This window comes from Streptomyces sp. NPDC046985, from assembly GCF_040644415.1.
Lineage (GTDB): Bacteria > Actinomycetota > Actinomycetes > Streptomycetales > Streptomycetaceae > Streptomyces.
Map to the genome: position 1 here is coordinate 19,427 of NZ_JBEYWK010000033.1, position 21,155 is coordinate 40,581.

12 protein-coding genes are annotated in these 21,155 nt (G+C 73.6%); 7 read left to right on the forward strand and 5 right to left on the reverse strand.

Annotation, left to right across the window (positions count from 1 at the left end; all coding sequences use genetic code 11):
- Nucleotides 1–32 precede the first annotated feature (32 nt).
- From ABZ861_RS30105 to eccE, 4 genes are all read right to left on the reverse strand, one after another.
- On the reverse strand, nt 33–1,913 hold the full coding sequence (locus ABZ861_RS30105) for an ABC transporter substrate-binding protein (protein ID WP_361636738.1): 1,881 nt from the start codon (nt 1,911–1,913) through the stop codon (nt 33–35).
- Nucleotides 1,914–2,285: 372 nt separating this feature from the next.
- Nucleotides 2,286–5,981, reverse strand: coding sequence for an SCO5717 family growth-regulating ATPase (locus ABZ861_RS30110; protein WP_361636741.1), 3,696 nt, complete (start codon nt 5,979–5,981; stop codon nt 2,286–2,288).
- Between the two features lie 551 nt (nt 5,982–6,532).
- The gene (locus tag ABZ861_RS30115) at nt 6,533–7,243 is read right to left on the reverse strand and encodes a hypothetical protein (protein ID WP_361636801.1); all 711 of its coding nucleotides are present in this window, start codon (nt 7,241–7,243) and stop codon (nt 6,533–6,535) included.
- A gap of 95 nt (nt 7,244–7,338) precedes the next feature.
- On the reverse strand, nt 7,339–8,685 hold the full coding sequence (gene eccE, locus ABZ861_RS30120) for a type VII secretion protein EccE (protein ID WP_361636743.1): 1,347 nt from the start codon (nt 8,683–8,685) through the stop codon (nt 7,339–7,341).
- A 218-nt stretch (nt 8,686–8,903) separates the two neighbouring features.
- Between eccE and eccB the strand changes: the two genes are divergently transcribed.
- The 7 genes from eccB to ABZ861_RS30155 all read left to right on the forward strand — a co-directional run bounded on the left by eccB (nt 8,904) and on the right by ABZ861_RS30155 (nt 16,533).
- Nucleotides 8,904–10,436 carry a type VII secretion protein EccB gene (gene eccB, locus ABZ861_RS30125; protein WP_361636745.1) on the forward strand — a complete coding sequence of 511 codons (1,533 nt, stop codon included), beginning with the start codon at nt 8,904–8,906 and terminating at the stop codon, nt 10,434–10,436.
- A gap of 21 nt (nt 10,437–10,457) precedes the next feature.
- Nucleotides 10,458–11,777, forward strand: a complete 1,320-nt coding sequence (mycP, locus tag ABZ861_RS30130; protein WP_361636748.1) for a type VII secretion-associated serine protease mycosin — start codon at nt 10,458–10,460, stop codon at nt 11,775–11,777.
- Between the two features lie 310 nt (nt 11,778–12,087).
- Nucleotides 12,088–12,528, forward strand: coding sequence for a hypothetical protein (locus tag ABZ861_RS30135; RefSeq protein ID WP_361636751.1), 441 nt, complete (start codon nt 12,088–12,090; stop codon nt 12,526–12,528).
- On the forward strand, nt 12,528–14,366 hold the full coding sequence (locus tag ABZ861_RS30140) for a hypothetical protein (RefSeq protein WP_361636754.1): 1,839 nt from the start codon (nt 12,528–12,530) through the stop codon (nt 14,364–14,366). The genes ABZ861_RS30135 and ABZ861_RS30140 overlap by 1 nt, the downstream gene beginning before the upstream one ends.
- Nucleotides 14,363–15,667 (forward strand): S8 family serine peptidase, encoded by a 1,305-nt coding sequence (locus ABZ861_RS30145; protein ID WP_361636757.1) that lies wholly within the window; start codon nt 14,363–14,365, stop codon nt 15,665–15,667. Before ABZ861_RS30140 ends, ABZ861_RS30145 begins: the two co-directional genes overlap by 4 nt.
- 150 nt (nt 15,668–15,817) lie before the next feature.
- Entirely contained in the window at nt 15,818–16,159 is a 342-nt protein-coding gene (locus tag ABZ861_RS30150) for a WXG100 family type VII secretion target (RefSeq protein WP_361636760.1), read from the forward strand.
- 74 nt (nt 16,160–16,233) lie between these two features.
- Nucleotides 16,234–16,533, forward strand: coding sequence for a WXG100 family type VII secretion target (locus tag ABZ861_RS30155; protein WP_361636763.1), 300 nt, complete (start codon nt 16,234–16,236; stop codon nt 16,531–16,533).
- 223 nt (nt 16,534–16,756) lie between these two features.
- On the opposite strand, the gene eccCa is transcribed toward ABZ861_RS30155, so the two are convergent.
- Nucleotides 16,757–20,734 (reverse strand): type VII secretion protein EccCa, encoded by a 3,978-nt coding sequence (gene eccCa / locus ABZ861_RS30160; RefSeq protein ID WP_361636766.1) that lies wholly within the window; start codon nt 20,732–20,734, stop codon nt 16,757–16,759.
- Between the last annotated feature and the right edge of the window lie 421 nt (nt 20,735–21,155).

Consider the following 21,155-nt stretch of genomic DNA (forward strand, 5'->3'; position numbering starts at 1 on the left):
CACGTACACCTGTCTCGGATTGCCTGGTCTGCCTACTCGCGGTCTTCCGCCGTGGACCGGCGGCGCATCCCGAACAGCACGGCGACGCCCGCGAGGACGACGACGCCCGCGACGATCCCGACGACGACGCCGGTGGACGACGAGCCGCCCGAGGAGCCGTCCGAAGCCGCCGGCGCCGCCGACCACCAGCTCCAGTAGCCGTCCTGGCCGTATATGTTCCCCGCGGCGGCCGGCATGGTGGTGATCGACTTGATCTGGTCCGTGCGGTAGGCCTCGACCGCGTTGGGATAGGCCATGACGTTCATGTACCCCAGGTCGTACAGCCGCGACTCCATCTGCTTGACGACGTCCGCCCGTTCAGCGGGGTCGTACTCGCCGAGCTGCTTGGCGTAGAGCTGGTCGAAGGTCTTGTCGCAGATGAAGTCGTCGGTGGCGCCGGTGTCCTTGGGGGTCTGCGGGCGGGCGCCGCAGGTGTGGATGGAGAGCACGAAGTCGGGGTCGGGGTTGACGGACCAGCCGTCGAAGGCCAGGTCGAACTTGCCGGCCAGCCACGGGTCGGTCACGTTGTCCAGGCAGTCGAGATGGATCCCGATGCCGAGCTTGCCCCACCACTCCTTGAGGTAGGTGCCGACCGCCTTGTCGTTGGGGTCGGTGGCGTGGCACAGCACCCGGTAGTCCAGCGGCTTGCCGTCCTTGCCGACGCGTTTGCCGTCGGCGTTCTTCCGGTAGCCGGCCTCGTCGAGCAGCCGGGCCGCCTTCGCCGGGTCGTAGGCCAGCTCCTGCCCGGCGGCGGGCTTCCAGAAGTACGACGAGAAGCGCGGCGGGATGTAGCCCTGGCCCTCGGCCGCGTGGCCCTGGAAGACCTTGTCGATGACCGTCTTGCGGTCCACCGCCACGAACAGCGCGTGCCGCACCCGCTCGTCCAGCAGGGACGGGTCGCCGTCGCCGAACTTCTGCCCGTTCTTGGCCTGCGCCCCCGGGTTGGTGGCGAGGGCGTAGAAACGGCGGCCGGGCGCGTCGTTGACGTGGACGTGGTCGTCGCCCTTGAGGGAGGCGGCCTGCGCGGGCGTCAGCGAGGGCGATCCGGCCACGAAGGAGACCTCGCCCTTGCGCAGGGCGGCCACGGCGGCGTCCTGGTCCTTGTAGTAGCGGAAGACCAGCTCGTCGAACTTCGGCCGGCCCCGCCAGAAGTCCTTGTTGGCCTTCAGCCGCACATAGCTGTCCGGCTTGTAGTCGGTGAGGACGAACGGGCCGTCGCCGACTATGGGGAAGCTCTTGTCGTTGTTGAACTTCGAGAAGTCCCCGACCTTCTCCCACACGTGCTGGGGCACGATCGGCACGTCCAGCGCCGTCATCGTGGCCTGCGGCTTCTTCAGCCGGATCACGAGCTGGGTCGGGCTGGGCGCGGTGACCTTCTGGAAGTTGCCGACGAAGCTGCCGTTGGCGGTCGCGGCGCCGGTGTCGGTCATCATCTTGTTGAACGTCCAGGCCGCGTCCCGAGCGGTGACCTGCTGCCCGTCCGACCACTTGGCGTTGCCGCGGATCGTGTACGTCCACGTCAACTTGTCCGGCGAGGCGGCCCACTTGGTGGCCAGACCCGGAACGGGGTGGGCGTCCTTCGGGTCGTAGTCCGTCAGGTACTCGTACATCAGCCGCCCGACGCTGGTGCTGAGCAGCCGCACCGCCAGGAACGGGCTGAGCGAGTCGACGCTCTGCGCGACGGCGACGGTGAGGACGTGGCCGTGGCCGCCGTTCTGGTCGTCCCCGCCCGCCGCGCGCTGCGCGGCCGAGGCCGCCGGGGCCGCGAGCCCGGACGCGAGGAGGAGGGCGCCGGCGCCCGCGGCGGCGAGAAGCCGCGTCCTCCTCGGACGCGGACCGGTACGTCCTCTGCCGTGCTGATCGTGTGTGTTCATGGCTCGGTGTCCTCGCGTCGTCACACGGGCGGGACGGGCTGCGTCTCGCACCGGGGCTTGAACAGATGTGAACAGGCTGAAACGTGGTGGAGGGTGCTGGAGCGAGCTTGATCGGATGGCGTCGTCGGATTGAAGTAGGTGTCTATCAGCGGTGGTCCGCACCCGTCAACGGTGTGCCAAACCGCATGTGGCCTGCGGAAACGAGAAGTTGATCGCGAGACCGCTCCCAATGGTGGAGACCTCTGACGCCTGCCTGGTGAGGGCGTGGCGGCGCGATCTCGCCGGTTCCGCCCGCAAACGCGCGCAGGCCCGCGCCGTCGGGAACGGCGCGGGCCTGCTGCGGCGGGAGGCGGCCTGGCGAAGGCCGCGGGCTCACTGCTGCGGGGGGTTGTGCTCCTGCGGGGGCTGCTGGTGTCGCGGCTGCTCTTGGGCCTGTTCTTGTGCCTGCGGTTGCGGTTGCGGTTGCGGCTGTGCCTGCGGCGGCGGGGGCTGGTGCGCGGGCGGGGGCGGCGGGTAGCCGGGGTGCTGGGGGTAGGGCTGGGCCTGCGCGGGCGGGAAGGGGCTGCCCGGCTGGCTCTGATTCCCCGGGTGACTGGGCTGGCCGGGGTAGGGCTGTGGCTGGCCCGGCTGGCCGCTTGGGGCGGCGGGCTGGGCCGCGTACGGGTACGGGGGCGCGGGCTGCTGCGGGTACGGCTGCCCGGGGTGACCGGTGCGTCCAGGGTGACCGGGGTGGGGCGCCTGGTGCGCCTGGGGGGCGTACTGCCCCGGAACGGCCTGGCCCGGCGCCGGTTCGCCTGCCTGGCCCGGGTACGGCTGTCCAGCGTGCGGCTGGTCCGAATACGGCTGGCCCGGGTACGGCTGTCCGGGCTGACCGGGGAAGGGCTGACCTGGGAAGGGCTGACCTGGGTATGGCTGGCCCGGGTACTGCTGGCCCGGGTAGGGCTGGCCGGGCATCGGCGGGGCCGCGACCGGCGGCGGGTTGCCATCGGACGTCCACAGCCCGTGCGCCTGCTGGTGCCGCACGAAGTCCTCGGCCACCAGCGCCGCGAGATGGAAGTACGCCTCGCGCACCTTCGGCCGCATCATGTCGAGGTCCACCTCGGCGCCGGCGGCCAGGTGCTCGTCGAACGGCACCACGACGACGCCCCGGCAGCGCGTCTCGAAGTGGGAGACGATGTCCTCCACCTTGATCATCTTGCCGGTCTCCCGCACTCCCGAGATCACGGTGAGGGACCGCGAGACGAGGTCGGCGTAACCGTGCGCGGACAGCCAGTCCAGCGTCGTACTGGCGCTGGAGGCGCCGTCCACGGACGGGGTGGAGACGATGATGAGCTGGTCGGCGAGGTCCAGCACGCCGCGCATGGCGCTGTAGAGCAGACCGGTGCCGGAGTCGGTGAGGATGATCGGGTACTGGTTGCCCAGCACGTCGATGGCGCGGCGGTAGTCCTCGTCGTTGAAGGCCGTGGACACGGCCGGGTCGACGTCGTTGGCGATGATCTCCAGACCCGACGTCGCCTGGGAGGTGAACCGCCGGATGTCCATGTAGGAGTTGAGGTACGGGATCGCCTGGACGAGGTCCCGGATGGTGGCCCCGGTCTCCCGGCGCACCCGGCGGCCGAGCGTGCCGGCGTCCGGGTTGGCGTCGATGGCGAGGATCTTGTCCTGCCGTTCGGTGGCGAGCGTGGACCCCAGCGCGGTGGTGGTCGTCGTCTTGCCGACGCCGCCCTTGAGGCTGATCACCGCGATCCGGTAGCAGGAGAGCACCGGGGTGCGGATCAGCTCCAACTTCCGCTGGCGCTCGGCTTCTTCCTTCTTCGCGCCGAGGCGGAAGCGCGATCCGGCCACGGCCGGTCGCCCGCTGCGGGCCTTCTGCTTCCTGCTCAGCAGCCGGTCGGAGGACAGTTCCACGGCCGCCGTGTAACCGAGCGGCGCGGCCCCGGGGTTGGTCGGCTGCCGCTGGTCGTGCTGGATGGGCTGCGGCCACGCCGTGCCCATCCGCGGATCGACGGGCTGCTGCGCGGGCTGCACGGGCTGCACGGGCTGCGGGGGGCCCTGCCGGCCGTCGCCCGCCGGGCCCGTCCCGGGCTGCGCCGGGAAGCCGTAACCGCCGCCGGGCTGAGGGGCGCGCTGGCTCGGGGCGCCGGGCTGTGGGGCGGGGTGATTCATGGCGCCCGGCTGCGGGGCGGCGTGGGCGTCCGGCCCGGGGGCGGGGTGGGCGTTCGGCTCGGGGGCGGGCTGCGGGAAGCCGTGGCCGGGCGGCGCGGTGTGCGGCGCCGGAGGCGGCGCGGGCTGGCCGGGGGCCTCGGGCTGCGGCGCGGGCTGGGCGTTCGGCTGGGGGGCCGGGGGCGGGAAGCCGTAACCGGCCTGCTGAGGCGCGGCGGGCGCCGCCAGCGGGAACCCGTACCCCTGCTGCTGAGGAACCGGCGGGGTCGGCGGCGGGAACCCGTGACCGGGCGGCGGCGGGGGAGCGGCCGCCGGGTCCTGCTGCGGCGCGGCGGGCGTGCTCCAGGCGGCGGGAGCGGGCTGCGGCGCCTGCGGCTGGTGGGACCGCGGGGGTTGGGGCTGCGACGGATGGGCCTGCGGGCGGCCGTCTTGCGGCTGGGGTGACGACGGAGGCTGACCCGGGGCGTCGAACGGCGGCTGCGGCGCGGTCGGCGCCTCCGCTTGGGGCTGCGCGGGCCAGTGGGTCGCGGCGGGCGGCGCGGCCGGCTGGTAGGAGGGAGGCAGCGGCGGAACCGCGTGGCGCGGCACGGGCGGGGGCGCCCAGGCGGCCGGGGCGTCCTCGGCACGCGCAACATCTTGTACGTCTTGTACGTCGTCGTCGGGCCTCGTGGCACGGTTCGCGGCGCTGTCGGTCTGCGGTGCGGTCGCGTGCGGGACGTCGTCCTGCGGCGCGTCCCGTACGGGGTCCGGCACGGCGTCCGCGGGCGGCGCGTCCGCGTCCTCGGGTACGTCCGCGTTCGCGTCCTGGGGTGCGGGTGCGGGTGCGGGTGCGAGTGCGGGCTCGGCGTCGGGTGCGGGCTCGGCGCCGGTCTCCGTGCCGGTGGCCGACTCGGCCGGTGCGGCGGACGCGGCGTCCCGCGCGTCTGCGACGTCGTCGCCGCTGTGGCCGGCCCCCTCGGAGGCGGCGCCTGCGTCGGACCCGGCCTCGGTGGCCGACGCCAGTCGCGCGTCCGTACCGTTCTCGGGCTCCGCGTCCGCCGCGCTGTCCGGCTCAGAGCCGTCCTGCGCCGCCGCCCGCTGTGCCACGGGGGGTTCGTCGAAGACGCGGCCGCTCGCGCCCGTCCCGTTCGAACGGTCCGTCGCGTCCGTGGCGCCGTCGCCGCGGTCCGCCGCGCCAGCGCCCTGCTCGGCGTCACCGGCATGACCGGCGGCCTCCGCGTCACGGGAGCCCCCAGCGGCCGCGGCCGCCGCACCGGCGCTCCGGGCGTCGGCGCCGAAGACGCCGGACTGCTCGGCGCTGTCGGCGGCGCCGGTCGGCACGGCGCCGGCCGGCGTCGTACCGGTCGGCGCCGCACCGGCCGCCGCGTCACCCGGTGCGCTCTCGCCGTCCCGAGCTTCCTCGTTCACCTGCGCGCCAGCGCGCTGCGCGGCGGCGTCGCGCTCCGCGAACTCCCGCTTGAGCGCGGCCGCGGAGATCCGCAGCGTGGCGCCGCTGACGAGGTCGCCGTCGCCCGCGTCCCGCGCCCCGGGCGCCTGGGGCGACGGCGCCGCCTCCGGAGCCACAGGGCCTGCCGCGGGCGCCGCCTCCTGCGCCACGGGGGCGGGGCCGGTCGTCGGCGCCCAGGCGGGCGGGAATCCGCCGCCCGGCTGCGGCTGCGGCTGCGGCTGCGGCTGGTGCGGGGCGGCCGGGGGCACGGCCGGAGGCGGCGGAGGAGTCGCGGGAGCGGGCTGCGCGGGGATCGGCGTGGTCTCGCCGGGTCCGCTCGCGGCGTTCTGCGTGTACCAGGCGGGCGGCGCGTAGTCGATGGTGAACTCGCCCGTCGTCTCGACGGCGGACTCCGCGTCGGACTGGTCATCGCCGGGTGTGGCCCAGCCCCCGCGGATCCCGTCCCGATCGCTGTTCACAGTTCCTCCTGGTGTGGTCGAGCACCCTCATGCCGTGCTGGGGCGACCGTTCGTGTCGTACGGGGCCGCCCGTGAGCGGTCGCCCCGCGGCCCGAACCGGTCAGGTACGTGCGCACCGTGGCGTCCATCTGGTCCGTCCCGTCGATCAGGACGGTCCGGTCCTTCCCTTAAGGTCCGCCCGGTCCTTCCCCGGAGCGCCGACGGCCCGGCCGCGGGTTCTGACGCGGCGCCGGACCCAGCCTAATCACCACCGGCGGGCTCGGGGCAGGTCCTCCGCGGCTCCGCGACCGTTCGCCCTCTTCCGGCGGACGGTCAACTATCCCTCCGTGCACGTCATAAGAGGTCACATCGGGTGATATGCCGTTCAGGAGTCGGTCAGTCGGCGCCAGTCGGTCGGAACTGACCCGCAGGCAGCGATCGGTCGCCGCCGACCCACGGGCGGCGGCCCGTGAACACCGGTCCGTGGGCCGGTCCGCGTCAACGCCTCCGCGCCCCTCCCCGCACCCCGCCGCTCAACCGCTCGAAGCCGTCCAGCCGTCCAGCCGTCCCCTTCAGTCCATGCGGCGAGGCGTGCCGAGCAAGCCGATCTCGGCGTCGGTGGGTTGCGTCATCACGTACTGCCGGTCGCGGTCGCCGCACCAGAGCGTCACGCCGTCGGGGAGCGACGGCAGGGCCTCGACGTCCGCGCGGGGCAACGCCATCGTGCGCCCCAACTCGGCCGCCTCGTCCGGGGAGATCCGCTGCACGCCGACCAGCCGCGCCTGCCGGATCAGCCGGGGCGCCACCGGGCTCAGATACGGCAGCAGCGTCACCACCGCCTGCCAGGGACCCGAGACCACCCGGCCGCGCGGCGGCCGCATGCCGCAGTCGCGCACCACCAGGACGGGCGTGCCCGCCGACGCGCCCTGCGGCGGCACCCGGCCCACCTCGTGCACCGCCAGGCCGTTCTGCCCGCCGCCCATGGCGTGCACCATCTGCATCCACGCCTGCGGCCGGCCCGTCTCCACGGCGACCCGCGCGCCGGTGGCCGCCGCCCGCAGGGCGAGCACCTGGGCCGTCCACAGGCTGCCGATGAGCACGACGTCGTAGGGCGTCGGCCGGTTGACGCCCAGCACGGCCGGCCGTCCCTCGGCGTCCACCCCGGCGACGACGCCGTCGTCGCCGATGGGCATGGCGAGCGCGTCCACCTGCTCGGCGCTCAGCGTGTGCCGCCCGTGCCGCGGACCGATCAGTCCGAGTCCGCCGCGCAGCCGCCCGCGCACGCGCCCGGCGACGGAGGCGGATGCGGGGGCTGAGGCGGCGACGGAGGCGCGGGCGTCGGCCGCGCGGGCCGAGGACGACGAGGGAGCGGTGGCCGTCACCGGGCGCCTCCGAGCGGCAGAGTGGCGAGCATGCCGGGAACCTGCTCCCGGTCGAGACGGGCGAGCCCGACGCCGGTGTGGCGTGCCGCGCCCTCCAAGGCCCGCCGGGCGGCGACCAGTTCCTCGTCGCCGCGCCCGGTCACCCGGACGTGCCCGCACAGCGCGGTCGTCTGACGCTCCCCGGCCGCGAGCGTCAGACTGAACGTGGTGGCGAGCGCCGGGACACTGGTGAGCAGCGCGATGACCTGCGGCAACGACGGTTCCTGAGCGCCGAGTCGGGGCCAGCGCCTGATCCAGTACGTGGTGTGGCGCCGGTTGTCGCAGCGCCAACTGCGCGCGGACTCCTCGGTGCGCCGCTCCCGTGTCCCGCTGCGCCCCGCCTCCGCGGTCACCAGCGGATTGGCGCACGCGGAAGTGGCGACGGCGGAGGTCAGCTCCTCCTCGTCGAGCACTGTGGCGCGGAATCCCGCGCCCGCCAGCCGGCTCGCCAGGTGATCGGCGACGCGCACGAGACACTTCTGCGCTCCGACCAGGCCGCCGCCCCGCGCGGCCACCGCCTCCCGGCACAGCTCCGGGTCGAGCTTGAGCGCGATCCAGGTGATGCGGACCGCGGGGGCGCCGGTCTGCTCCTGCAACGGCGCGTAGTTCGTCACGGCCACCGAGTGCTGCGGCAGGTGCAGCGCGGGCGCGGGCTGCGTGTGCAGCACGATCTGCGCCGACTCCAGCCGGATGCCGTCCACTTCGAGCGCGTCGCGCACCAGGCCGACCGGCAGCGGCTGCCGTCCCCGGTCGGCGCGCAGTGCGGTGACGTCGGCCTCGACCTGCACCACCGCGCTGACGAAGGCGCCGTCCCCGACCATCCCCACCGGCCGCCGGTCCGGGCCGCCGTAGGAGTAGGTCCGCAGGGCGGGATCGCACTCGACGGCCGGGGCGAACCCCGATTCCGTGCCCGACGGCACCGGCGTCCTCGCGGCCCGCCGCCGACGCGTCCGCAGCGCCAGCACGGTGCTCAGCCACTCCGGCAGCGAGCGCCCCCGGCGGCGGACGAGGGCCAGCGCGAGCAGTGCGAGGGCGACGACGGCCGCCGGGACCAGCGCGGGGAGGCCGATCGTCCAGCCGCACAGCACCAGCGCGGCCGCCGCCTCCAGCAGCACCAGCCGCTGGCGCGCCGAGGAGCCGCCCCGGCCCGAGCGCGACGTGGAATGCGGTGCGAAGGCGCCGGCCGACGCGGACGGTCTCTCAGGAGGCGTGGCGGACTCGGAGGCCCGGGAGGCCGGACGCGTGCCGAAACCCGGTCGGGACCCCGATTGCGATCGCGACCGGGCCCGAGGTGCGGAAGCCATCACTGCAAACCCCCCGAACTCTCCCGAAAAACCCTCGTGCACCGCCCCGTCCAGAGGCCCGAGCACCCTACCCGTGCGGCGGGAAGCGCCCCGCAACAGGCATAGTAGGGGCCGGTGCTGACAGTGGGCGGCGCCACGGGAAGCCGAGGGGCGGCACGGAGCACGCGGGCTCCCCACGCCCCCCGCACAGCTCCGCGACGGGGAGAGAGCGGAAACAGATGGCATCACGGCGGGACGAACTCAACGCCTACACCTTCGCGAAGCGCCGCATGCTGGCGTCCTTCCTCCAGCCCTCTCCCACCGGCTCCGAGGAAGGCGCCCCCAAGCCCCTGGGCACCGTGCTGCCCGGTGTGATCGTCGGCGTGGTCGTGCTCGCGGTGTTCGGCGGGATCGGCCTGTTCAGTCCGACTGCCCCCAAGGGCTGGGACGAGCCGGGCCGGCACGTCATCGTCGCCAGCGACTCCACCACCCGCTACGTGGTGCTGAAGACCGGCGAACAGATCCAGTTGCACCCGGTGTTGAACATGGCGTCCGCCAAGCTCCTGCTCGCCCCGGACGCCGACGACGTCATCACCGTCGACGAGAAGGTCCTCGACCGCGGCACGCCCCCGCACGGCGCCACCATCGGCATCCCCTACGCCCCCGACCGCCTGCCCGCCCCCGACGAGGCCGGCCACGCCAAGCGCTGGGCCGTCTGCGAACGCCCCGCCGACGGCGGCCGGGCCATCCAGAAGGCCGCGTTCGTCTTCGCGGACAAGGAACGCTCCAAGACCGAGGGCGCCCAGAAGCTCAGGGGCGGCGACCTGATGTACGTCGTCGGCCCCGACGGCGAGACCCAGTACGTCGTCGACGCACGCGGCTACGCCTACCGGCTGCCCCAACCGGCCGATCCCCACCTCCTCAAGGCGCTCGACACCCAGGGCCGCGCCCCGCAGCGCGTCTCCCAGGAGTGGCTGGCCACGCTCCACCAGGGCGACGCGCTCTCCATCCCGCACATCGACGGCGCCCCCGGCGCCAAGGCGGGCGCCTTCAGCGGCCTTCCGCAGTACGACCGTTACGACAAGATCGGCATGGTGGTCAGGGCCTACGACGGCCAGCGCATGCAGTATTACGTCGTGCTGCGCGGCCGCGTGGCCCGCGTCTCGGCGTTCACCGCCACGCTCCTGCTCAACAGCCGCGATCTCGTCGCCGTCGGCCAGGCCGGCACGGCCCAGCAGGTAAGCCCCGGCGCGGTCAGCGGCAGCACGACGTTCATGCAGGACAAGCGGTGGCCGACGGACCGGCCGAGGACGGTGAACGACGGCGCCAGCGCCGCCTCCGGCCGCAACACGGTCTGCGACGTGCTGCGTTCGGTCGGCGCCCAGGGGCAGACCACACTGTCCACCTGGGTCGGCGCCGACTTCCCCGCGCGCCTGCCCACCGGCTCCTCCAGCGCCTACGTGAGCGCCGGATCCGGCCTGCTCTTCCGGCAGTTCCAGGGCAGCGAGACGCAGGCGGGCGGCGTCTTCCTGGTGACCGACACCGGCCTGCGCTACGCGCTCCAGTCCAACAGCGACAGCGCTGTCGACGACAAGGGCATCGGCACCTCCGCCCAGCAGCGCAAGGCGGAGCTGGACGAGGCGAAGATCGCCCAGACCCGGCTGGGGTACGCGCAGGTGGCGCCCGCGCCGGTTCCCGCGCAATGGTCGACGTTCCTGCCGACCGGCCCGCGCCTGTCCGAGGCCGCCGCCCGCCAGCCGCAGGGCTCGTAGCCGCGCCGAGGAGACGCACGCATGCCGCACTCAGCCGCCCCCGGCCGCACTCCCGCCCTCCCGGCCGCCCGCCCGACGCCTCGCGCGCGCCGCGCCTCCGGCGTGCCGCACCCCCTGCGGGCGACGGCGCTGGCCGCCGCCGCGCTCACGGCGACGGCCGCCCTCGTCGCCCTGCCCGCTCCCGCCGCCCACGCGGACGACGGCCAGTGCACGTTCCCGTCGAAGCCCTACGCGGGCCGCCCCTGGTCCCTGCAACGGGTGAACCTCGACGCACTGTGGGCGCGGTCCACGGGCAAGGGCGTCAAGGTGGCCGTGATCGACACCGGAGTCGACGTCAGGAACGGCCAGTTGACCCACGCGGTCGACGCGTCCCACGGCATGACCAACCTTCCGGCCAAGAACGCCAAGGGCGAGAAGATCGACCGGGGCGACCCGCACGGCACCACGGACACGGTCGGCCACGGCACCCGCGTCGCGGGCATCATCGCCGCCCGCCCCGCCCAGGGCACCGGCTTCGTGGGCCTGGCCCCCGGCGCCGTGATCATCCCGATCAAGCAGAACGACGCGGAGGGCGACGGCACGGCCAGGACCCTGGCGGCGGCGATCCGGCACGCCGTCTCCGTCGGCGCCGGCGTCATCAACATCTCGCAGGACACGGCGAACGCCGTCCAGCCCGACTCCGACTTGCGACGGGCGGTGGACCTCGCCCTCTCCAAGAAGGTGGTGGTCGTCGCCTCGGCGGGCAACGACGGCCTCGGCGGCAACGTCAAGACCACCTATCCGGCGTCCTACCCGGGCGTCCTCGCCGTCGCCGCCTCCGACCGCAACAACGAACGCGCCGCCTTCTCCCAGTCCGGCGAGTTCGTCGGCGTCGCCGCCCCCGGCGTCGACATGATCTCCACGGTGCCCGGCGGCGGCCACTGCTCGGACAACGGCACGAGCTTCTCGGCGCCCTACGTCGCCGCGGTCGCCGCCCTCCTGAAGTCCCGGCACCCGAGCTGGACCGCCCGCGAGGTCGTCGCCCAGATCGAGCAGACCGCGGAACGCTCCATCCCCGGTCGCGACCGCCTCGTCGGCTGGGGCGTGGTCGACCCGGTCAAGGCCCTCACCGACGAGGACCCCGCCCACCCGGTCCTGACCCCCCGCCCCGAAGGCGGCGTCACCAGGGCCGAGGCCCCTTCCGTGACCCCCCTCCACTTCGGCGAGACCCCCGAGCAGCGCGACGACCGCCTCGGCACGTACGTGGTCGTCGGCGGCCTCGTCACGGTCGCGGCCCTGGGCGGCGCCGCCCTCGCGACCCGGGACGCGCGACGGAGGCGCCGCCCGCCGGCCGGCCGCTGACCCCGGCGGCGACAGCGCCGCCCGCCGAGCGCGCGACGTCACCCGCACGAGTCGCGCCGTCGCCGGCCGTGTCACCTGAAGGAGGTGTGCCGCCCTTGGGAGCGCCTCTTCACACCCACCGGCAATCCGGGCGAAGCCCCGGCGCCGGGCCTTCTTTGCAACGGGCCTGATACATAGACCGGTTGGCCCGGGTACACGCGGTGACTAGAGTGGTGAGCCGCGTGGTGAGGTGCCGTCCGGCCCGCGAACGTACGCGGAGCCCGGCAGCGCCGCCCGACGCGGTCAACGGGGATACGGGGAGGAGTGCGTCGTGCTTCCGGCGGACATGGTGGGGGGAGTCTCAGCGGCCAGGGCGGCGGACCTGGAGGCCAGCGGGGAGGCGCTGTCCAAGTTCGTGAACCGGGTCGACGCGGTTCTGCGCGACCTTGAGGGATCGGCGGGCAATCCGACGAAGGTGAGCGCTCAGACGGTCCGGCTGTCGTCTCTCACGGGTGGCGGCGAAGCCGTCTTCCCCGAGGCGCACGACCTGTACGCGCAGTACAAGGCCGTACACGAGCAGCTCACCACCCTGTCCAGGACGCTTCACCTTCAGATCGAGGGGATCGGCATCGCGGTCCTGGGCGCGTACCGCGGCTTCGGCAGACTCGAAGAGGAGCAGCGTCGCCGCTTCTGGGCCATCCAAGCCGAGATCAGACGGATTCAGGGTCCGGCGCAACGGTTGAACAACGCGAAGACTGGGGCGAAACTCTGATGACGGACGACCACAAGGCGGACCTGGATCGCGTCTCCGCGCAGAACGGCTACACGGACCTCACCCGGACGGCCGACCACCTGCCCGAAGGCGGCGGCCCGTTCAGCAGGCTGGTGAACGGCGCGCTGCGCGCGGTCGCCGACCAGAACCCCCATGCGGCAGCGGTGAGGCGCAGCACCGACTTCGGGGGCACTCGTCTCGGCCTCAACCAGTTGCTCGATCTCGTCGAGCAGACGGATCCCGGAGACGTGGAGTCGTCCGGCAAGGCGCTCTGGGACGCGCGGAACGCCATCAAGGCCGCGGCGGAAGAGCTTTCGGGACACATCGACCGCGTCCACTGGGTCGGGGAGTCGGGTGACGCGTTCCGGGAGTGGGGCGCTTCGCTCGTCGGCAAGGCGCATCAGCTCAGCGACTTCGCTGGAGGGGCCGGCGACCAGCTCAGCGCCGCCGCCGTGGGCCTCTCGTCCGTACGAGGCGCCATGCCCCCTCGTGACACTCAGACGAACCGGAAGCGGCCGCACGAGTTCTCGGCAGCGGAGAAGACGGCCGACAAGGACGGCTACGCCGCCGCGGTACGGGTGGAGAAGGACCGCCAAGAGGCCATCAACCAGATGAACCGCCTGGCGTCCTACTACGCCGTGTCCAACGAGCAGTTGGCGGCCGAACGGAGCAAGGCGCCGAGATTCGACGCCATGCCGGACGTAGGGGTCCCGCGGCCCGTTCAGGGCAAGCGGGACGCTTCCCAAGGGCCGCCCGAGCACGGGACCTCCCGAGCGGACGGCGGCACGGCCGCGACGGGTCGGCACGCGTCCATCGCGCCGCCGCCGCACGCCGGTGCGCACGATCGAGTCGACGGCTTGGTGTACGCGCCGCACGACAGCGGGCACACCGCGCCGCACGGCAGCGGGCACACGGCGCCGCATGTGGTCCCTGCCGACAGCCCCGTCGGCACCGCCGTCGACAGCGTCGGCACGTTGCCTACGTCGCCGACCACCGCGACGCACACCCATGTGCCGCCGACCCCGGTCAGCGGACCTGCTGACACATTCGAGAGCGGCCCCATGGGCCCCTTCGCCAACGGCGCGCCAGGAGGCGGCTCCGGGGCGGCCGGTCGGTTCCGCACCCCCGGGTTCGGACCGGGGCGGACGGGGCTGTCCGACCCGAGTGAGCCGGGTCAGGGCCGCACCTCGTTCCGGGGACCGGTGAACCAGGTCGGGCGCTCCACCTCGATCGGCAGATCGCTGTCCAACGAATCCACACCGTCCTCGTCGTTCGCCGAGCGAGAGGTCACCGGAGGCGCTTCACGACCCGGCGGCGCCGCGGCCCCACGAGGAGCCGCCCGCCCGACCACGGGCGCCGGGCGGTCCGACGGCGTCGTAGGGGGGCGCCCCACGGCCGCCGGGAAGCAGTCGGCGAGGACGGGCTCAAGGCTTCCGCGAGGCACGGTCGTCGGCGCCGAGGAAGCCGAGTCCCGACCGGCGAGCGGCCGCCCCGCCACGCGCGGCGTCCTCGGGACGCCTCAGTCCCCGCAGAGGCCGGGCGGGGCCGCGTCACAGCGCGGCGTCGAGGAAGCCGACGGCGTCACCGGCCGCCCCACGGCACGCACCTCCGCGGCCCGCGCCGAGCGCAACGGGATGACACGCGGCGGCGCGGGCCTGACAGGCGGCCGCGGCAGCGAGAAGAAGAACGGCGAAAAGAGAAACAGCGAGAAGAAGAACAGCAAGAAGAGCGAGGAACGGCGGGAGCCCGAAGGCGCCCTGCGCCCTGACCGCGCACTCGAGGAGAGCGCGAGCCGCCGGTCGTCACCTGAGCGCGATCAAGGACGTACGAGACCATGAAGTCAGGGACCAGTCGACGAGCCGAGCGAGCGGCGCTCTCCAGGACGCGCCGCGGACGGCGAGTGCGCGCGGCGGGCGCGACCGTCGGCGCCCTGGCCGCCTTGGGCGTGGCCCTCGCGCCGAGTGCCGCCGCGTACGACGCGCAGTCGAAGCAGTGGTACCTGGAGCCCATGCAGGCTGAGCACATGTGGAAGACCAGTACCGGCAAGGGGGTGAAGGTCGCGGTCATCGACACCGGAGTGAACGCGGACACGCCCTCGCTCAAGGGACAGGTGCTGGCCGCGGAAGTCCCCGCGTCGGTGGCCTACGGCGCCACGCGCGACTACGACGGACACGGCACCACCATGGCCGAGTTGATCGCCGGCACCGGAGCCGACGGCGGACTGAAGGGGCTGGCGCCGGGCGCGAAGATCGTTCCCTACCGAGTCCTCCTCGAAGGTCTGAACGGCACGGAGGCGAAGAAGACCCCGGAGCCTTGGCAGGCGATCAGGGCGGCCGCCGACACCGACGCGAAGATCATCAGCATGTCGATCGGAGGCGTGCCCGATCCGAAGGAGGAGGATGCGATCGACTATGCCGCCTCCAAAGGCAAGTTGCTGGTCGCCGCCGCCGGAAACGCCGGAGCGGGCGACGGGCAGATCGACTTCCCCGCCGCTTTCCGCTACGTGATCGGCGTCTCCTCGATGAATGCTTCCGGGGAGGTGTCGAAGTTCTCCTCGCACGGCGGCTACGTCGACCTGACGGCGCCCGGCGAGGGGATCCCCGGATGGTGTGACGCCCGCTTCCGCTCGTACTGCGACGACACGAACGGAACGAGTCCGGCCACCGCCATCGCCTCCGCCTCCGCCGCGCTGATCTGGTCGGCCCACCCCGACTGGACGGTGAACCAGGTCACCCGCTCGCTCATCGACACGGCCGGACGCAGTTGGGCTAAGGAAGACCCGAGCACGTACCTCGGTTACGGAGCGGTCCGCCCGAAGAACGTCCTGGCGAGCCCGCACTACGACCCGGGTCCGGCGAACGTCGACCCACTCGCCAAGGAGGACGCCGGGGGCAAGGGCGGCAACCTGCTGGCCGAGTCCGCGGCCCGCACGGCGCCCGCCGCATCGGCACCCGCGTCAACCCCGTCCCCACCCCCCCACCCCGCCACCGCTTCAGGCGGACAGACAGCGGCGGCAGGAGCGAGTGCGCGGGCCTCGGGCGGCGGCAGCGGGCTGTGGATCGGGCTGGGCGCCGCCGTGGCGGTCGTCGTGGTGGGGGGCGGGGCCCTCGCCCTCCTGCGGGCCCGCCGTGCCCGGTGACGGCGCCGGCCGGCCACAGGCTTCGGACGCCCGTCCCAGCGGACCGCCACGCGGTCCGCGCCGACGGGCGCCCACCCGGGCTCCTCGCCAAACCGGCGGCGGGCCGACACAGTTGGACCGGATCACACACAGAGGAAGGGCGGGCTGGTCATGGCTGACAAGCAGAAGCTCGAAGACGGCGCGGTAGTCAAGCTGCAGAACGACATGTACGCCAAGTACGAGAGCATCCGCGGCCGGGTGCACGGCCTGCAGCAGGTCATCGACGGCCTGGAGGGACAGTGGCAGGGCATCGGCCGTGCCGCGTTCGACAAGAAGCAGTACGAGATCAACGAGTCCCTCCAGAACATCGGCAAGATCCTCGGTGACGTCATCGAGGCGATGACGAAGACGCGCCACATCAAGGACACCAAGGAAGACGACGTGCGCGCCGCGGTGAACAAGATCGACGTTCACGACGGCGCCCCCACGGTCTCCCCCTTCAGCTCGTACTGACGGGCGGCTTCACGCAGAACGGCCGGCCAGCCGGCGGGCATCGGACGGACACGAGCGAGACGAGGTAGACGGACATGGCGAACAACGCCGACGGACTGAGCGTCACTTACAGCGGGCTCGACCACGCGGCCACGCAGATCGGCAACGAGGCCAAGACCCTCGAGCAGGATCTGCACGAGCTGCGGCAGATGGTCGTGCAGAGCCTCCAGTACTGGGAGGGCGACGCCCAGGGCACCTTCCACGAGAAGCTCCAGAAGTGGGACAAGGAGGCCAACGACATCCACACCGCGCTGACCGGCATCGGCCACGTCGTGCACACGGCCGGCGGCGACTACATGGCGGGCGACAAGCAGGCCGCCAGCTACTTCCGGTAGGCCGGACGGCCGACGGACGGCGGGGGTGGGCGCGCGCGGGAGGCGCCCACCCCCGCCGCACGTCCGCACGGCCCCGCGCCCGACGGGCGGCTCACCTCGCACCCACCGGTGAGCCGCCCGTGCCGTACCCGCGCCCTATGCCGTATCCACGCCGAGCCGTCGTGGCCCGCGCCGTGCCGTCGTGGCCCGCGCCGTGCCGTCGTGGCCCGCACCGTGCCGGACGTCAGCGGCCGTCCTCCTGGACGAGCCCCGCCTGCACCAGCGGCCGCCCCTGGCGCCGGGAGACGAACACTCCGCGACCCGCCGGCATCGGCCTCGCGCGGACCCCGCCGAGCAGTTCGCCCTCGGCCTGGTCGCCCGCCAAGACCACGCCCTGCGCGCCGAGTTCCCTCATCCGCTGCATGAAGGACTCGTAACCGGCCCGGCCCGCGCCCGCCGTGGAGCGGGCGATGATGAAGCGGACGCCGACGTCGCGGGCGAAGGGGAGCATGTCGGTGAGGACGGCCAGGGGGTTGCCGCTGGAGGTGGAGACCAGGTCGTAGTCGTCGATGACGACGTACACCGTGGGCCCGCGCCACCAACTGCGGTCGCGCAACTGCTGGGGCGTGACGTCCGGGGTCGGGGTGCGGCGCCGCATCAGGTCGGCCAGCGCGTCCATGTGGTGCTGCATCTGGCCGGACATGGGGATGTACTCGGCCAGGTGGGAGGACGGGGCGGCGCCCAGCAGCGAGCGGCGGTTGTCGACGACGAACAGCTTGCAGCTCTCACCGTCGTAGCGCTCGGCCAGGCGCTGGATGAGCAGCCTGAGCAGGTTCGACTTGCCCGACTCGCTCTCGCCGAAGACGAGGAAGAACGGGTCCTGGTCGAAGTCGACGAAGACCGGTTCGAGGTCGTCCTCGTCCAGGGCGAAGGACACCCCCCGGTCGGGGAAGCGGTCGCCGGACGGGAGCTGCGCGGCGGGGAACTCCCGGGGGAGAAGGCGGACTTCGGGCGCTCCCGGCTGCTCCCAGTGGCGCGTCGTCTCGGCCGCGAGCGCCGTCGTGGCGTCCGCCAGGTCGGTGTCGGAGGACAGGCCGTCGATCCGTGGGACGGCCGTCATGAAGTGCTGCTTCTGCGGCGTCTGGCCGCGCCCCGGCACGCCCGTGGGCACGTTCGCCGCGACCCTGCGGTCGAACTCGGAGTCCATCGGATCGCCCAGCCGCAGCTCCAGGCGGTTCATCAGGTGGTCCTTGAGGTTCGAGCGGACCTCCATCGACCGCGAGGCGGTGAGGATCAGGTGCACGCCGTACCCGAGGCCGCGGGCCGCGACGTCCAGCACCAGAGGCTCCAGCGCCTCGTAGTCGGAGCGGAAGTTGCCCCAGCCGTCGATGACCAGGAAGACGTCGCCCCACGGCTGGTCGGCGACCGAGATGTCGCCGCGGGCACGGCGGCTGCGGAACTCGGCGATGGAGGAGACGCCCGCCGAGCGGAAGTACTCCTCGCGCCGGGTCAGCACGCCGTACACCTCGGCCGCGGTGCGCCGCACCTTCTCCGGGTCCAGGCGCGAGGCGACGCCGCCCACGTGCGGCAGCCCGGCCAGCGAGGCCATGCCCCCGCCGCCGAAGTCGAGCCCGTAGAACTGCACTTCGTGCGGGGTGTGGGTGAGGGCGAAGGACGCGATGAGGGAGCGCACCAGCGTCGACTTGCCCGACTGCGGGCCGCCGAGGATCTGCATGTGGCCCGCCGCGCCGCCGAAGTCGATCCACAGCGGGTCGCGGCGCTGCTCGTAGGGCTTGTCGACGATGCCGGCGGGGACGACGAGCCGGCCCGCGCCCTCGTAGCCCGGCTGGGTCAGGCCCCGGCCGGGCGCCGGGGCGAGTCCGGGCAGCAGCGCGTCCAGCGACGGCGGGCTGTCCAGCGGCGGCAGCCACACCTGGTGCGCCGCCGGACCCTGCGCCTCCAGGCGGCGCACGATCACGTCGAGCACGGTGTCCGCGAACGCGTCCTCCTTCTCGTCGCGCGCCCGCTCCTCCGCCCGCTGCCGCGGCTTCGGCACGTACCGCACGGGGACCTCGGCCGCCGTGAACAGCACCGGCCTGCGGTCGACCGGCAGCGGCCCGCCGAGCGCGGCGGCCTGCTCGGAGCCGGTGCGGTACGCCCCCGAGACGTACGCGGCCTTGAAGCGCGTCATCTCGTCGGTGCCGAACTTCAGGAAGCCGGAGCCCGGGACGTTCGGCAGCTCGTAGGCGTCGGGGACGCCGAGCGCGGACCGCGACTCGGCCGCGGAGAACGTGCGCAGGCCGATCCGGTACGACAGGTAGGTCTCCAGGCCGCGCAGCCGGCCCTCCTCCAGACGCTGCGAGGCCAGCAGCAGATGGACGCCCAGCGACCGGCCGATCCGGCCGATCTGCACGAACATGTCGATGAAGTCGGGCTTGGCCGTGAGCAGTTCGCTGAACTCGTCGATGACCAGGACGAGCGAGGGGATCGGCTGGAGCGGGGCGCCGGCCGCACGGGCCTTCTCGTAGTCGTGGATGTTGGCGTAGTTGCCCGCGTCCCGGAGCATCTCCTGACGCCGGTTCAGCTCGCCGCGGATGGAGTCGCCCATGCGGTCCACGAGCGTGAGGTCGTCCGCGAGGTTGGTGATCACAGCGGCGACGTGCGGCAGTTGGGCCATGCCCGCGAAGGTCGCACCGCCCTTGAAGTCGGCGAGGACGAAGTTGAGGGTCTCCGAGGAGTGGGTCACCGCCAGGCCGAGGACGAGGGTGCGCAGCAGCTCGGACTTGCCGGAGCCGGTCGCGCCCACGCACAGGCCGTGCGGCCCCATGCCCTCCTGGGCGGCCTCCTTGAGGTCGAGCATGACGGGCCGGCCGTCCTCGCCGAGGCCGATCGGCACCCGCAGCCGTTCCGCCTGGGCGCGCGGGCGCCAGGTGCGCCGGGGGTCGACGGAGGCGGCGTCGCCCAGGTTCAGCAGGTCGGTGAAGTCCAGGTTCGCCAGCAGGGGTTCGTCATCGTCCCCGCCCGACGCCATGCGCAGCGGCGCCAGTTGCCGGGCCAGGGCCTCCGCGGCCTCGTAGGACAGCACGTCCGGCGTGCCCTCGTAGACCATGCCGTGGGCGGACTCCAGGCGCAGCGCGCGCGGGCGGACGGCGATGGACAAGTCGCCGCGCCCCGAGGTGAGTTCACCGGGCACGACCTCGACCACGGTCACGCCCTGAAGGCCCTCGGGGGAGGCCAGCAGCGAGGCGGGCGTGAGGGAGACCCCGTCGAGGACGATCACCAGATGCGGCTGCTCGGGCGCCGGCGGCCCGCCCGGGTGGAACCGCGGCCGGCCCTGCAACCGGGCGCCGAGCAGGTCCTCCAGCTCCGCCGGATCGGCGGTGATCAGCCTGCGGCTGCCCGCGCCGTCCGCGACGCCCGGCGCCTGGCTGTGCGGCAGCCACTTCGCCCACTCCCACTCCGGGGCGCTCTCCCGGTCGGCGGCCACCGCGACGAGCAGGTCCTCGGGGGAGTGCAGCGAGGCGAGGGCCCCGACCAGGGCGCGGGCCGAGCCGCGTACGGTCGCCGGGTCGCCGCTGACCGTCACGTGGTAGAAGGCGCGCAGCGACACGGCCATGGGCAGGCTCTCCAGAGTGCCGTGCGTGGCCAGGAAGCGCTGCATCGCCCCCGCGGTCAGCGGCTCCAGTTCCTCCACCGGTCCGGTCTGAGGCGGGACCAGGGCGGTGGCCAGCGCCTGCGGGCCGAGACCGACGCGCACCTGCCCGAAGTCCTCGTCTCCGGTGCGCCGTTCCCACACCCGGCTGCCCTCGGCGACCAGCGCCCACAGTTGCTCGGGCGACGGGTGCAGGTAGTACTGGGCGTCCCGCTGAGCCCGCGCGGCGTCCAGGGCGGTGCGCCGGGTCTGCGCCAGATAGCGCAGGTAGTCACGGCGGATGTCGGCCATCTGCCCCTGGTTGCCCCGGCGGTAGCGGACCAGCATGGAGACGCCCATGGCGACCGTGGAGGCCACCATCACCATGCCCATGATCTTCATGAACGGCTGGGCCTGCGGGTTGAAGAAGAACACCACCGAACCGCCCATGCCGAGCATCGGCAGGAGCTGCATCAGGGCGCCCTCCTGCGGACCCCGCGGGAGCTCCGGCGGGGGCTGGAGCACGATCTCGTCCGTGGGCACGTCCTTCGGCAGCGCCCGCGGCGGGCGCTTGACGACGATATGGCTCACTGCACACCAATTCCCTAGCCGGACCGAGGTGTTCTGTCCGCCGCCCCGTGTCAGGCGGACGCCGATCGCGAACCGCGATCCTACTGACAACCGGGGCCGCCGACGGGCGGTAGGGTGCCGGGAACGCGGGTGCGCGGTCACCGATGCGCCCGGCGGGAACCCAGCGGGAACCCGGCGGGAATCCCGCGCGAACAAAGCGGGAACCCGGCGGGAATCCCGCGCGAACAAGGGGGGTCACGGCGTTCTGCGCGCGCCTCGCACGCCTTCCGCGCCGGCCGGCGCGGTCCGCCGCCCGTCCGGCCGGCGCCGTCCGCCGACCGGACGGGCGGCGGACGCCGCGCGAACTCCCGCTGGTACGTGCACACGACCTCCACGACCGGGTGCGCGCGGCGACGTGCCGCCCGGCCCCACCACCGAACGA